Raw genomic sequence first — 13,930 nt, forward strand, 5'->3', positions numbered from 1 at the left:
GGCCAGGCCTGTGCCTGGCCCCACCGCCGCGCTGCGTTGTCCTGCCCGCTATGCTTGCGCCCGATCAGTTCAACCCGCCCGGATTCTGGGCCGTGTTGCGTTGCTTCGTCTTGGCCGCCCAGAACGCGCCAATCTGCCTCTCGGTCACCTCGCCCTTCTTCTTGGCGTCGATCTGGTCAAACTGCTTGTAGACCTCCGGCATACCCGCCTGTGCCTCCTCACGGGTCAGCTTGCCATCGTGATTGGCGTCCGCCGCCTGGAACTTCTCCGAGAATTTCGCCTTGGCTTCCTTGGCATTCATCGGCGGCTGCTGTTGCTGCGCACCAATGGCTCCGGAGGCGAGGCATGCCGCCAGCGCCAGGCTGGCAATCGAAAGTTGTCGCGCAATCATTGAGTCTCCCTGGATAGTCGGATGGCGAGTGCAGCCGGCCTGATGGTCGCCCGCAACGGGCCAGTTTTCGCAGAGGTCGGGATACATCGATTGCCCGAACCCCGCCCGAGATCATCGTCGGCTTTCAGGGATTAGGGAATTTAGTAATTTCGGCATCCGATATTAAAAACCCTCCCAGAAATGTGACGTGTGCCGCGGCGCGACATCTCCTGTGGCCGAGCTGATGCCTGCAATAGCGCACCTCCATCCCTATGGTCATTCGTCCTGCCGCAGCCTGGCCAGGTTGCGCTTGATCACGTCCAGCACCGCCGCGGTCATCACCGAAGTGGAGACGCCGAACATCAGGATGCCGTTGGCCGCCTCCAGCGGCCCCAGCAGGCGCCGGGGTTTGGACATGACGATATCGCCGTAGCCCAGCGTGGCAAAGTTCACGCCCGAGTGATAGAGCGCCGTAGCGAAATCGCCGAACTCGCCCAGCAGCATGAACAAGACGGCCCAGATCGCCATCTGCACGAAATTGCCGAGCAACGTCAGCATCATCACGACCGACAACAGCAGGATGTCCTGCCCCAGCGATTCGCGGCCTTGCCGGGCGTGCTTGAAGCGCACGTAGTAGCGCAGGCAGATAGCGACGAAGACCGCCTGCAGCAGCAGGCAGAGCAGCATTACGGGAAGGCCGATCAGCAGGTTGCTCAGCACGACCGGCCTCTCTTGCGGGCGTGCCGTCGTGCGCCGCGCGGCTGGTCGAGCAACTCGATCATCAGCCAGGCATACAGCGTGACGCCGATAAACAGGCCCATGCGCACGGCGAAGGCGGTATAGACATCCTTCCCGGCCGCGCTGTCCTGGACCGACTGGCCCAGCAGGATGATCAGCGTCACGAGAGTGTTCACCCAGAAGCCTGGCGGGTACCGCGACGGGCTGAGGCCATACAGCTTGCGCGCCACCAGCAGGCCGAACAGCAGCATCCACAGGAAGTACATCCACAAATGCACGAACAGGCTGAGCGCGCACCAGAACAGGATGGCCAGCACGCCGCCGAACAAGGTCGAGCCAAGCAGTTCGCGCCCGGCGCCGCGTGCCGTGGTGGTGCAGCTTTGCCGGCCAAGGCTGACCGCTTTCATGATGATCGGGATGTACGCGGCCGGGTCGTTCAGCGCCAGCAGGAAGGCCGGCATCACCACCAGCGCAGCGCGCAGCGCAATCCAGGCGGCCTGGTCATCCGGCAGGGCCTTGGCCGCAGGCGGCGCCTGCGCGCCGGCCGGTTCGGGAAACAGCCAGTGGCCAAGTGCCAGCACCACGACCGCGACGAGCAGTCCCTTGACCAGGGCACCGATGACCGTGACCGCCAGACCGAAATCGAAGGTGCCCGCCGCCGAGATCATGGTCAGGCCGATCACCAGGAAGGTCGAGACCAGGTTGTTGCCGCCGCGCAGTCCGTAGCGAAAGGCGAGGAACAGGCACAGGCCGATCATCAGCACGCCGCTGACCGGGTAGTAGCGCAGCAAGGGGATCAGCAGCAGGCCGGTGCCGGTGGTCAGCATCACGACCAGCACCAGGCCCAGCCCGGCCTTGGCTGACATCGGCTGGTTGACGCTGGCCAGCAGGAACACGCCGAGCACCGGCGCGAGCATGGGGACCGGCAGGCCCAGGCCGAAGCTGGCCGCCAGGCACAGCGCGGTGCCGCACGCCACGCGCAGCGAACGCTGGGCGCGTGGATCGCGCGCGGGCAACGGCAGCGCCGGGCGGTCAGTAGACATAGGAAAGCCAGCTCATCAGGTACAGGAATACGCGGCCGAGCGGATTGAGCGGGTTGCCCTGGGTGGGAAACGCCATGACCTCGGCCTGCCCGCCAACGCGAATGCCGCGCATCGAGGCGAGTTCGCCCTGGGCAAACTCGACCACCACCGGGAAGCGTTGCGCCGGACGCAGCCAGTCCCGGCTGTTCTGCACCGTCGGCAAGCTGCCCGGCGGCGTGCTCGAGCCAACGCTGACGCCAAAGCCGACGCTGCGCACACGGCCTTCGAAGATCCTGCCCGGCAGCGCATCGAGCACGATGGCAACCGGCGTGCCGGGCTCGACACGGCCCAGGTTGTTCTCGGTCATCTCCGCGTTGATCCACAGATCGTGGATCGCGATCAGCGTCATGACCGGGTTGCCGGCCGCGGCAAACTGGCCGGCATCGGTGCGCAGGTCGGTGACCAGCCCGGCGGCACGCGCCCGCACCTGCGTATTGGCAAGATCCAGTTCGGCCTTTTCCAGGGCCGTGGCGGCGCTGCGCAGCTTGGCGTTCTCTTCCTCGCTGCCCCCCTGTTGTTCGCGCGCACGCTGGACCTCGGCCTTGGCGGCGGCGACCTGGCTGACAGCCTGCTCGAGGCTGGCCCGCGCCACCTCCAGACGGCGCAGGGAAATGGTGCCGGGGTCATCGCTGTACAGGCGCTCCAGGCGGTTGCTGTCCTGGCGCGCCTTGAGTTCGTTGGCGCGTGCTGCGCGCAGCGATGCCTGCGCCGATTCGATGCCCGCGGTGCTGGCGCCGATCTGCCGGCGTGTCGACTCCAGATCGGCGCGGGCGCGGTCCACGGCGATCTTGTAGTGCTGGGGATCCACCTCGAACAAGACAGTGCCTGCCGCGACGTCCTGGTTGTTGCGCACATGCACCTTGGTCACGCGCCCGGACACTTCCGCCGCGACCGGCACCACGAAGGCCTGTACCCGCGCCTGCTGCGTGTACGGGGTCAGGCGGTCGGCCAGCAGGTACCAGACCAGGCTGATGACGATCAGCAGGATCACCCAGCGCACGCCCTTCCTTGCCGGGTCGGCGGCGGGCGGCGGTGCGCCGGGCGCTGGGACTGCGGGGGGTTGCGGGGCGTCGCTCATCGGCACTCGTTCAGGGAGATCTACCTCTGCTTCACAGGGAGGCTGGCACCGGCGGACGGCGGGCCTGGCTCATCCAGCAGCGTCCCCCAGTCGGTGCGTTGCTGCATCTGCTGACGGGTGGCCGGATCCACCAGTGGCTGCTCGCTGTGCCAGCCGCCGCCAAGCGCCTTGTACAAGGCGATCAGGTTGCTGACGGCATTGCTGCGGTTGACCAGGTAGGTGTCCTGCTGGGTGGCCAGCGCACGCTGGGAATCCAGTACGCGCTGGAAGTCCGAGTAGCCTTCGCGGTAGAGCGCGTTGGCCAGCGTCAGCGAACGCCTGGCGGCCAGCGCGGTGTCGCGCAGGATCTGCTCGCGTTCCAGCGCCTTGATCAGCGCACTGGCGGCATCGTCGGCCTCGCGCGCTGCCTGCCGCACGGCATCCTGGTAGGCGACGATCAGCTGCTGCAGGCGGGCGTCCTGCACGCGCACGGTGTTCTTGATGCGGCCGTAGTCGAACACGTTCCAGCGCAGGCTGGGGCCGCCGATCAGGGCCAGGCTGTTGGGCGTGCCGGCCAGCGTGCTGGCGGACCAGACAATGCTGCCCAGCAGCGTCAGCGACGGATAGAGATCGGCTTCGGCCACGCCGATCAGCGCCGATTGCGCGGCAATCTGCAGCTCGGCGGCGCGGATATCCGGACGGCGCAACAGCAGGCTGGCGGGCACGTCCTGCAGTACCGCGCGATCGATCAGTGGAATCACCCCTTCCTTGCCTGCCAGCTCCGGCAATTCCGGCAACGGGCCCGGCGGGCGGCCTATCAGCACCGCCAGGGCATTGCGGGTGCGCATGATCTGGCTTTCAAATTCAGGGATGCTGCTCAGGGTGCCCAGGTACTGCGTCTTCGCTTGCTGCAGGTCGAGCTCGTCGGTCTCGCCGCTCTTGAACAGCCGCTCGGTGATTTCAAGGCTGCGCTTTTGCAGCGCCGCGTTTTCGCGGGCGATGCCCAGCCGTGCCTCGGCCGTGCGCAGCGCAAAGTAGGTGTCAGCCACCTGGGCGCGCAGCAGCACCAGCACATCGTCGCGGTTGGCGCGGGCGGCAAAATAGGCGGCGTCGGCGGATTCGATGGCGCGGCTGAAGCGCCCCCAGAAATCGAGTTCCCAGCCGATGTCGAAGCCCGCGCTGTATTGCCAGAAGCGGCTATTCTGCGGGTTGAGGCCACCGGCCTGCCTGCGATCCGTGTACAGGACATCGGCGCTGGCCTGCTGCAGTTGCGGGAAGCGCCCGCTCTGGGCAATGCCCAGCTGGGCGCGCGCTTCCATTACGCGCAGGCCGGCAATCCGCAGGCTGGCATTGTGTGCGTCGGCTTCGGCGATCAGGCGTTCGAGGGTCGGGTCGGCAAAGACCTGCCACCACTCGCGGATGTCGGGCTGGACCCGCTGCCCGGTCGCCTGCTCAAGCGCCGGGCTGTGCCACTGCTGCATCCAGGGTTCATGCTGCGGCTGGAAATCCGGCCCCAGGCGCGCGCAGCCGCCAAGGCAGCAGGCGCCGGCCAGCAATGCGCGCAACGGAGGATTCCAGCGCGACATGGGCGGCCCGGACCACTTCAGGTCTGTTGCTGGTTGCCGGGATCCGCATGCGGCGGCGGGTCTTCCACCCATTGCCAGAACAGCTGATACCCGACCGCAAGCACCACCGGGCCGATGAACAGGCCGATCACGCCGCCGGTCACCATGCCGCCCAGGGCACCGATCAACACCACCGGCATCGGCACATCGACGCCACGCCCGAGCAGCAGTGGCTTGAGCACGTTGTCGGCCAGTCCCGCCACGAAGACATAGATGGAGAAGACGATAGTGGCAACGCTGGCACCTTCCGTGGCAAAGACATAGATGATCACTGGCACGGTGATCAGCGTGGCCGGCAACTGCGCGATGCCCAGCAGCAGCACGGCCATGGCCAGCACGCCCGCGGCAGGAACCCCCTTGATCACAAAGCCTATGCCGATCAGCAGCATCTGGATGAAGGCGATGCCGACCACCCCCTGCGCCACCGCGCGGATGGTCGCCGTGCATAGCGTGGCGATGCGCGGGCCCCGCTCCGGGCCGAAAATGCGCGAGGCAATCTGCACGGCGCTACGGTTGCCGGCCTCGCCGTAGGCCATGAAGATGCCCCCGATAATCAGCGCGAAGACGAAGATCAGCAGCCCCTTGCCGATGCCGGCGGCTGCGGCCAGCACGGCCAGGCTGATTTCCTTGATCTGAGGCGCCAGCGTCTGCACCAAGCTGGCCAGGTCCGAGGCGGCATGCAGCCAGAGGTCATACAGGCGCTGGCCAACCAGCGGCCAGCTGGCGACCGACTCATGCGGTGGCGGAATATGAATGCCTTCGCTCTTGACGATGGCGATCGCATTCTCCATCGAATCGACCATGGCGGCACCCAGCAGGTAGGCTGGTAGCGCAATGATGGCGATGGCGGCCAGCACGATCAGCGTGGCGGCGCGGCCGTCCTTGTTGCCCAGCCTGCGCCTGAGCCTGACCTGCAGCGGGTAGATCGTCACCGCCAGGATCACGGACCAGACAATGAGATCGAGGAAGGGGCGGAATATCTGGAAGCAGAAGATTGCCAGCACCGCGATCAGCCCGGCACGGATCAGCACATCGAGTAGTCCGCGGGACAGCGCTCTCTCTGAAGTGGGCGTGGGCAACATCGCTTGTCTCCCTGCAGATCACCGCAAAGGTATCGGATCGGCAACCTCCGCCGCGCATTCGCCAATGCCAGGTTAAGTACCGGTCTCTTGGACAGGTGAAATCCAGTCTAGACGAGTGGCCGGGCCGGGACAACCTCAAAACGTACGCCTATCGTTACATTGGCCGTCTAGTATTGGGGGAGTTGCAGGGCGCCGACCCGCCCGGCCTGATTCGTCCTGCATTCGCCGCGGAGGACCTATGGCCAGATTGCCGACCTCAGCCTTGGCCGTCATTGCGATGCTGCTGCTTGCCGCCTGCGCCTCCCGGCCAGTCAATCCGCCGATCGCGCACGCGGACCAGAGTACCGGCTATCGATTCTTCACGCGGCCCCAGTACGCGGCGGACAACGAGAACCTGGTCATCCTTGCCTTCTCAGGGGGCGGCACGCGCGCGGCAGCATTCTCGTATGGCGTGCTTGAGTTCCTGCGCAATACCGAAGTCGTCGGACCCAAGGGCAACCGGTCACGCCTGCTCGACCATGTCAGCGTCATCACCGGCGTGTCAGGTGGCAGCTTCACTGCCCTCGCCTACGGCCTGTATGGCGACAAACTGTTTGATCTCTACGAACAGAGTTTCCTCAAACGCGACGTGCAGGGCGAGATCACGTTCCGGACGCTGAATCCGGCGTATTGGCCGTCGTTGTGGTCGAGCGGATGGGGCCGCTCTGAACTGGCCGCCGACCTGTATGACGAAATCCTTTTCCATGGGGCAACCTTTGGCGACCTCCATCGGGGCAAGGGTCCGTTCATCATTGCCTCGGCCACGGACATCTCGACGGGCGCACGCCTGCCATTCACGCAGACCACCTTCGACGTACTCTGCTCCGACCTCAATGCGCTGCGCCTGTCCCGTGCCGCCGCGGCATCGTCGGCGGTTCCCGTGGTCCTGACGCCCATCACGCTCAACAACTACGGGGGCAATTGCGGCTATGTGCCTCCCGACTGGATCAAGCCATTTATCAATGCCAGCGACCCGCCGCGGCCCGCCGCTCGCGCAACCCGGCACCTGAAGGAAGAAGCGGAATACGGGGATAGCGTCAACCGGCCCTATATCCATGTCGTGGACGGCGGCGTCTCTGACAACCTGGGCATGCGCAGCGTGCTGGACTCCCTGGAGGTCCTGGAGTCCCTGCACCTGAACGGCCAGCCCTCACCCCTGGACCATACCCGCAGGATCGTTGTCTTTGTCGTCAATTCGCTGTCCACGCCCCGGACGACATGGGACAAGTCAGAGTCTGCGCCGGGTACGCTGGAGATTCTGGTGAAAGCCACCGGCGTGCCAATCGACCACTATTCCTATGAGGCGACCGAACTGCTGAAGGACAACCAGGCCCGGTGGCAAGCCATGCGCCGACTGCGGGAGTCGCGCGCCTTTGCCACGAACAAGGATGCCGCCGTCACTGCGGCGTTGCGCACGCCGGACGCGACCATCTATGCCATCGATGTGTCGTTTGCCCGACTGACGGACAAGGCGGAACTGGATTACCTGAATGAGCTGGCGACGTCGTTCTCGCTGCCGGCCGAAGCCGTCGACCGCCTGCGCGCCGCCGCGGGAAAGATCATCCTGGAGTCGCCCGATTTCCAGCGCTTGCTGAAGGACGTCGGTGCCAGGATCGTGACAGACCAGGCGGCCGGGAATCGCCCGGCGGGGACGAGTCAGTAACCTGGTTCGATGGGATGGCCCCTGGGGGCTGGCGCGTCCTAGAGGACTCGAACCTCTGACCGCTCGCTTAGAAGGCGAGTGCTCTATCCAACTGAGCTAAGGACGCGAAGGCGTGCATTCTACCGCAGCACCGCAGCGCAGTGACAAGCGGCGCAGGTCAGGACGCGGCGCGCGGCTGTGCGCGCGTGATGTAGTGGCCATCGACAGCGCCGCCATCGGTGCCCGCCTCGCTGCCGGCCGGATGCAGGGACACGCAGTTGCGCCCTTTCAGCTTGGCGTCGTATAGCGCACGGTCAGCGCGGCGCATCAGCGCATCGGCGCCTTCGCCCGGCTGCCGCGCCGCCAGGCCGATGCTGACGGTATAGGCAATCGGGTCGGGCTCGGACGGGCATGGCGTGGCGCGCACCGCCGTAGCCAGCCGCAGGCAGGCCAGCCGGCCCTGCTCCAGCGCCGTATCCGGCATCAGGATGGCAAATTCTTCACCGCCCAGGCGCCCCGCCACATCGAACTGGCCGAAACTCTTGCGCAGCAGTCCGGCGAAATGCCGCAGCACGCTGTCGCCCGCGAGGTGGCCGTAGACATCGTTGATCGCCTTGAAGTGATCGAGGTCGACAAAGGCAACCGTCAGGGGCTTGCGCTGCCGCTCGGCACGCAGGCTGGCTGCCTCCAGCTCCTCCCAGAACGCGCCGCGCAGCAGCACATCGGTCAGGTCGTCATGGCGCGCGCGCCGCTCCAGCATGCGGCGCAGCCGGTCGTGCGCCATCAGCGCAAAACTGACCGACACGCCCACCAGTGCAAAGACGTTGAGCATGGCGAGCTCGCCGTCCCACGGCATCGGCCGCGGCCAGGTGCCGCCCTGCATGACTGCCGCCAGCGGCAGCGCCACGGTCCATGCGTTGATGGTTGCCGCGGCGATGACGATCAATACCTGCGACAACGCCGCCAGCCGGCCGGTGCCGCGCGTGGCCGGCACCGACGGCATGGCGCTGCGGGCCAGGTCCAGCAGCAGTGCGATATGGCACATCGTCAGCAGCGGTGCCATCTCCGGCACCAGCGCCGGCACGGCAAGATACTGCGGCGCCAGGTCGTGCCAGGCCACCGCCGCAGCGGCCACCAGGTTCAGCGCCAGCAACGGCACGGCGCGGCCGGGCCGGCCCGCGAAGTGCCGCGCGCCCACGGCCATGACCGAGAGCGCCGCCAGCAGCGCCAGGTCGCTCGATTCCAGCACCAGCCACAGCGGGCGCAGTTCCTGCACCGCCGCCAGGGCCGCGGCCATTGCCGCCAGCACACTCCCCAGCGCCCACGACGTCAGGCCGCTGCGATCCATGCCCGCCGAGCGGCGCAACACCACGCAAACCACCGCCATCTGCAGGGCAAACAACACTGCGATGAGCACAACTATGTGCGACTGAAACATCTTCATTCCCGTCCAAGGCGACCAGCGGTGCACCGCATGGCGCCGCTGTTACCTGCTCTTTACCGGCCCTGTGTCGGACCGTTGTTATCAATGCCGCATACCTGTTTCAGAACGCCTGGCGCCGCCAGCCGGCAGACGCAAACAGGCCGAGGCGCCCGCCGCGGGCGGGAGCGCCGTTCTTGTTGTGGTGATCAGGTCAGTCCGGAAGGAAATAGGCAAACCGGGCGGTCCCAAAAGCACGCCGGTCGGACTGGTGCGGTGTGCGGATTATCCCAGCGCGCAAACCCAAGTCAAGCCAAAGCGCCCCCGCCAGAAGGGGGAGCAGGCCGGCAAGGTTGAGTGCGCCAGAGCGGACATCATCACATTAGATTGACCGCAAGCCCGGAGCCCAGCTACAATCGCCGGCTTCGGAGCGTAGCGCAGCCTGGTAGCGCATCTGATTTGGGATCAGAGGGTCGTAGGTTCGAATCCTATCGCTCCGACCAGAAATACCCAATGGAAACAACGGCCTGGATCGAAAGATCCAGGCCGTTTTTCTTTTCTGCCAAACGGCTCCAATCGCCCGACAAGATCGCCGCCAAGGGGCCGGTGCGCTATGCGGCGCTAGGCAACCAAACAGAAGTCCCGCCAGCGCTGCGGCGGCTGTTCTCACCACCGCAGCAAGTCCGGCCAGATCAGCGCCCCCGCGAACAGCATCAGCATCACCGCGACGATGACCAGCCCCCGGCCTGGGCCCGCATGGCCGGTCTCAACCTTTGGCATCCATGACTGGCCGGCGCCGGCCGGGACCGCAGGTGACGGCGGCGGCACGGGTGGCGCAGGAATGCTGATCGCAACACGCGGCACGAAGTCGGCCTCGGCCAGCAGGAAGCCCATGGGCGTGGCCTGGCCGGCAGCACCCATGTGCTGGAACAGCAGCTTGGATAGCGCCAGACAATCATCCAGCGCAACCTGCGGGCGGGGCCGGAATATGTGCAGGTGCTCGCACAGCGTATCAAGCTTGTGGTTGGGGGCGTGGAAGTACTGGGCCCAGCGAACCTGGCGCACCGAGCAGCGCCAGCGCTTGTGCTGGATGTCGGGAAGCACTTTTCCCAGCATCCGCGCGTTGAATTCGGCGCCGTGGGCGACCAGCACATCCGCGTCGTCAATGATGGCGCGGATGGTGTCGACGTCAAAGCGCCGCCCGCGCAGCATCTCGGCGGTCAATCCGTGCGTGCCGGTGGCAGCTTCGCTGATCGGCACGGTGGGCTCCTGCGAACCGTAATAGTCAGTGATCTCCCGCAACAGCGTGCCAGCCCGCGGCGCCACTTCGACAAGCAGCAGGCCGATGCTGACGGGCTCGTCCGCTGGCGTGAGCCCAGTGGTTTCGGTACTGACGATTGCGACCCGCATGGGCTCGGTACTCCGGTGTAGCCGTCCGCAGGCATGGTTGGCGGCGGCCGCTCTGATCGTTTGCCTCTAGGTTAGTGCGAGCGCGTTAGACGTCATATCAACCAGATGGGCTAACCGAAAGCGCCAGCCGGGAGGATGCCGGCTGCTACCCCCCTCCCTCATCTCCACCTCCTGGTTCAGGCAGGCTGCTGCTCCGTCTCGCCACGCCGTCGCTCGAGATTGCAATAGACGTCGGCCGCCACCAGCCCGAAGAGCGCATGGGCGAACAGGCTTTCCCAGCCGCGGGCCTCGTCGAACCAGTTGAAGTAGGCGCCCAGCAGATAGAAATTGACCAGGTAGACCACCACGCCGAACACGATCCCGACCACCGAGGCCAACCACAGGCTGGAATCGAAACGGAATGACGACAGGATTATTGCCAGCACCGCCGCCAGGATGATCGACAGCGCGAAGTGCACCGTCCCCGCCGAAAGCACGACGGTCCAGTTGAAGGCATCAGCAGTCAGCGCTTCACGCCCGAGGATGATGGCCGCGACCATCTTCACGGTGCCCCAAGCGCCCTGGTACAGCAGGAAGCGCGCCGTCAGCAGCTCCAGCACCATGTAGACCGCGCCGGCAATCAGCCCCGCCACCACGGCTGCCCGCCAGTCCGGCCGGCAGCGAACGTAGCGGTGCGATTCCAGATGGAGTTCCATGGCAGTCTCCTTGCGAGATCCGGCCCGGCAGGGCCGTACGAGTTAGTTCTAGCTCATATGGGGCAAATACCAAGCCGGCCAGACCTCAATAAGAGCCCCTTAAGGCACATCTATTGCCGGCTTGCCCGGCACAGTGCAACTGTCGCGGCCGGCCGTCCGCTGCAACGTGCCGGCCATGCTGCAACTGCGTACGTGATACAATGTCAAAGTAGCCCCCGGGGTGTCCGTGCATCCCTGTAACCGGGCGTTCTCACCAGCGCGCTCTCGCGAGCGAACAGTAGCCGCCGGCGCGGGCCTTCCGCGACGACACCAAACTGGCGAACCACCGGGTACAACCTGCCCGCCTGCTCCGCAAAGCACACGGCCTCCCCGGCCGTCAGCGGCCAGGATCGCCCAAGCCATCCGCGCCCATTGGGCGATACCGCTGACAGGACCGAGCATCAGGCGCCGCGCGCCGCAGTCCGCGTGAGCTTGCCCCGAACAACCCAAGGCGCACTTCGCCGCAATCGGCGAAATGTGCCGCGGTTCCGCGCCGTGCCGGGCGAACCGAACAGGATTTTTGAAATCGCAACCATGCAGCCTTCACGGGCTGCCGGAAAGGAAGACAGATTGGCTAAGGAAGAACTCATCGAATTTGGCGGCGTGGTGTCGGAAGCCCTGCCTGACAACCGCTATCGTGTCACGCTGGAAAACGGCGTCGAAATCTGGGCATACGCTTCGGGCAAGATGCAGAAGCACCGCATCCGCATCCTGGCCGGCGACCGTGTCACCCTGGAAATGTCGCCCTATGACCTGACCAAGGGACGCATCAACTTCCGCCACAAGTCCTGAGTTTCTGCGCGGCCCCGGCGATACCGCATGCGCGGCTGTCGCCCGCGCCGCGGCCGTTGTGCGCCGACGCGCTGTCACGCCGCTGACACCGCGCCCGGACACACTTGCGGGCTGCCCGACAGGCAGCCCGCTTCCGTTTACGCGCTGCCTGCAGCCTGGCCTGCGCCACCGGCGCGGGCCAGGCTGGCGCTTGCGCCGCTCGGGCCGCTTCACCATACTCGAAGCACGCTCATTGCCCCGCCCGACATGAACCTGATCCTGTGGCGCCACGCCGAAGCCGAAGACCTCCCCGACGCGCTCAGCCTGAGCCGCCATGCCGACCTGCAGCGCCCGCTGACACGCCGCGGCCGCAAGCAGGCGGAGGTATCCGCCAAATGGCTGCGCGCGCATCTGCCGGCCGACACCCGCGTGCTGTGCAGCCCCGCGCTGCGCACCCGTGAAACGGCGGCCGCGCTGACTGCCAAGGCGGAGATCATTGATGCCCTTGCGCCCGGCGCCGACGTCAGCGCGGTGCTTGCCGCGGTCGAGTGGCCGGAACGCCCCGAGCATGTGGTGGTGGTCGGGCACCAGCCCTGGATTGGCCGCGTCGCCAGCCTGCTGCTGGCCGGCTCGGAAATGAACTGGAGCGTGCGCAAGAGCGGCATCTGGTGGCTGACCGGCCGCACCCGCGAAAGCGAGGCGCAGACCGTGCTGCGCGCCGTCATCAACCCCGAATTCCTCTGAGCCCTGCCTCCGGCATGCCAGGTGCCGCCTGACGGCACCTGACCCATCCTGTCCCGTCAAAATCAGAAATGGCTGATGGCGGGCGGAATCTCCCGTCACTAGAGTGGCCCTGGCGCCTCTTACGGTGCCGATAACAGGTGTCACGGAGATTCCCATGAATGGCCCGGCCAATCGTCATATTGCTGGCGAGGAACGCAACTCACACCCTGACCCGTCGCCCGAAACCGCCCAACCGTCCGCCCTGGCAGGAGACGTCACGGAACGGTCATCCCCGGGTCACGGCACTGTCACCGGCCCTCACTACATTGCATCGCAACAGTTTCGTCACCAAAAGGACATACTGATGCGAGATCTGCCGACGCCCACCCAGCCGCTTTTCGACTCTCTGCCCAATGGCCTTGGTGGCCAGACGGCGCGGAGCCGTCTTCATCGCCAATCAGATACACCGGCACATGAATCGCCTGTTCTCAGCGTGGCGTGGGCGCGCCACCAGGACGAAGTAGTCGAAGCCCAGCGCCTGCGCTACAAGGTCTTTGCCGAGGAAATGGGCGCGCGCCTGACCTCTTCCGTGCCGGAGCTGGACATCGACATGTTCGATGCCTACTGCGACCACCTGATCGTGCGCGACATGGCCACGCTGCGCGTGGTGGGCACGTACCGCGTGCTGCCGCCGCACCAGGCCAAGCGCCTGGGCTGCCTGTACGCGGAATCGGAATTCGACCTGGTGCGCCTGGCCCACCTGCGCCCCAAGATGCTGGAACTGGGCCGCTCCTGCGTGCACCGCGACTACCGTTCGGGCAGCGTCATCATGGCGCTGTGGGGCGGCCTGGGCGAGTACCTGCAGCGCTGGGGCATCGAATCGATGCTGGGCTGCGCCAGCGTGCCGATGAACGACGGCGGCCACTATGCGGCCAGCCTGCACCGGCTGTTCAGCGAACGCTCGCTGGCACCGATCGAATACCATGCCTTCCCGCGCGTGCCGCTGCCGGTCGAGGACCTGAACCAGCAGCTGGACGTCGAGCCGCCCGCGCTGATCAAGGGCTACCTGCGCCTGGGCGCAAAGATCTGCGGCCAGCCGGCCTGGGATCCGGACTTCAACGTGGCGGACTTCCTGACGCTGCTGCGCGTGAACGACATGAACCCGCGCTACGCCCGCCACTTCCTCGGCCTGAACAACGCCGCCTGAGCGGCGCCTGGCCCTGTCAGCGGCCGCCGC

At 66.1% G+C, this 13,930-nt stretch carries 13 protein-coding genes and 2 tRNA genes; 5 read left to right on the forward strand and 10 right to left on the reverse strand.

Features of this window, described 5'->3' with window-relative positions:
- Positions 1-64 precede the first annotated feature (64 nt).
- The 6 genes from AC07UK_RS31730 to AC07UK_RS31755 all read right to left on the reverse strand — a co-directional run bounded on the left by AC07UK_RS31730 (position 65) and on the right by AC07UK_RS31755 (position 5,954).
- Positions 65-391 carry an EF-hand domain-containing protein gene (locus AC07UK_RS31730; RefSeq protein ID WP_436222131.1) on the reverse strand — a complete coding sequence of 109 codons (327 nt, stop codon included), beginning with the start codon at positions 389-391 and terminating at the stop codon, positions 65-67.
- A 255-nt stretch (positions 392-646) separates the two neighbouring features.
- On the reverse strand, positions 647-1,090 hold the full coding sequence (locus tag AC07UK_RS31735) for an ion channel (RefSeq protein ID WP_494687301.1): 444 nt from the start codon (positions 1,088-1,090) through the stop codon (positions 647-649).
- Positions 1,084-2,151, reverse strand: coding sequence for a DUF2955 domain-containing protein (locus tag AC07UK_RS31740; RefSeq protein ID WP_494687302.1), 1,068 nt, complete (start codon positions 2,149-2,151; stop codon positions 1,084-1,086). Before AC07UK_RS31740 ends, AC07UK_RS31735 begins: the two co-directional genes overlap by 7 nt.
- Positions 2,141-3,268, reverse strand: coding sequence for an HlyD family secretion protein (locus tag AC07UK_RS31745; protein WP_436222134.1), 1,128 nt, complete (start codon positions 3,266-3,268; stop codon positions 2,141-2,143). Before AC07UK_RS31745 ends, AC07UK_RS31740 begins: the two co-directional genes overlap by 11 nt.
- A 20-nt stretch (positions 3,269-3,288) precedes the next feature.
- A complete protein-coding gene (locus AC07UK_RS31750) occupies positions 3,289-4,833 on the reverse strand; it encodes an efflux transporter outer membrane subunit (RefSeq protein ID WP_436222135.1) in 1,545 nt (514 codons plus the stop codon).
- A 17-nt stretch (positions 4,834-4,850) separates the two neighbouring features.
- Positions 4,851-5,954 (reverse strand): AI-2E family transporter, encoded by a 1,104-nt coding sequence (locus tag AC07UK_RS31755; RefSeq protein ID WP_436222136.1) that lies wholly within the window; start codon positions 5,952-5,954, stop codon positions 4,851-4,853.
- Positions 5,955-6,192: 238 nt separating this feature from the next.
- On the opposite strand from AC07UK_RS31755, the gene AC07UK_RS31760 reads away from it, so the two are divergent.
- Positions 6,193-7,656 (forward strand): patatin-like phospholipase family protein, encoded by a 1,464-nt coding sequence (locus AC07UK_RS31760; RefSeq protein ID WP_494687303.1) that lies wholly within the window; start codon positions 6,193-6,195, stop codon positions 7,654-7,656.
- Positions 7,657-7,685: 29 nt separating this feature from the next.
- On the opposite strand, the gene AC07UK_RS31765 is transcribed toward AC07UK_RS31760, so the two are convergent.
- Together AC07UK_RS31765 and AC07UK_RS31770 are read right to left on the reverse strand one after the other, a co-directional pair.
- Positions 7,686-7,762: transfer RNA gene (locus tag AC07UK_RS31765), tRNA-Arg, on the reverse strand.
- 51 nt (positions 7,763-7,813) lie between these two features.
- A complete protein-coding gene (locus tag AC07UK_RS31770; RefSeq protein ID WP_494687304.1) occupies positions 7,814-9,073 on the reverse strand; it encodes a GGDEF domain-containing protein in 1,260 nt (419 codons plus the stop codon).
- Positions 9,074-9,481: 408 nt separating this feature from the next.
- Between AC07UK_RS31770 and AC07UK_RS31775 the strand changes: the two genes are divergently transcribed.
- A tRNA-Pro gene (locus tag AC07UK_RS31775) sits at positions 9,482-9,558 on the forward strand.
- A 163-nt stretch (positions 9,559-9,721) separates the two neighbouring features.
- On the opposite strand, the gene AC07UK_RS31780 is transcribed toward AC07UK_RS31775, so the two are convergent.
- Both AC07UK_RS31780 and AC07UK_RS31785 read right to left on the reverse strand, forming a co-directional pair.
- Positions 9,722-10,465, reverse strand: a complete 744-nt coding sequence (locus AC07UK_RS31780) for a DNA polymerase III subunit epsilon (RefSeq protein ID WP_436222139.1) — start codon at positions 10,463-10,465, stop codon at positions 9,722-9,724.
- A gap of 176 nt (positions 10,466-10,641) precedes the next feature.
- Positions 10,642-11,160, reverse strand: coding sequence for a hypothetical protein (locus tag AC07UK_RS31785; protein WP_436222140.1), 519 nt, complete (start codon positions 11,158-11,160; stop codon positions 10,642-10,644).
- Positions 11,161-11,769: 609 nt separating this feature from the next.
- On the opposite strand from AC07UK_RS31785, the gene infA reads away from it, so the two are divergent.
- The 3 genes from infA (at position 11,770) to AC07UK_RS31800 (ending at position 13,900) form a co-directional block, all read left to right on the forward strand.
- Positions 11,770-11,991: a translation initiation factor IF-1 gene (gene infA, locus AC07UK_RS31790; protein ID WP_008641674.1), complete on the forward strand. Its 222-nt coding sequence runs from the start codon at positions 11,770-11,772 to the stop codon at positions 11,989-11,991.
- Positions 11,992-12,237: 246 nt separating this feature from the next.
- Entirely contained in the window at positions 12,238-12,714 is a 477-nt protein-coding gene (locus AC07UK_RS31795) for a SixA phosphatase family protein (protein WP_013957275.1), read from the forward strand.
- A 343-nt stretch (positions 12,715-13,057) separates the two neighbouring features.
- Positions 13,058-13,900: a GNAT family N-acetyltransferase gene (locus AC07UK_RS31800; RefSeq protein ID WP_013957276.1), complete on the forward strand. Its 843-nt coding sequence runs from the start codon at positions 13,058-13,060 to the stop codon at positions 13,898-13,900.
- The last annotated feature ends 30 nt before the right edge of the window (positions 13,901-13,930 follow it).

The organism is Cupriavidus sp. GW821-FHT07C08, assembly GCF_059419025.1.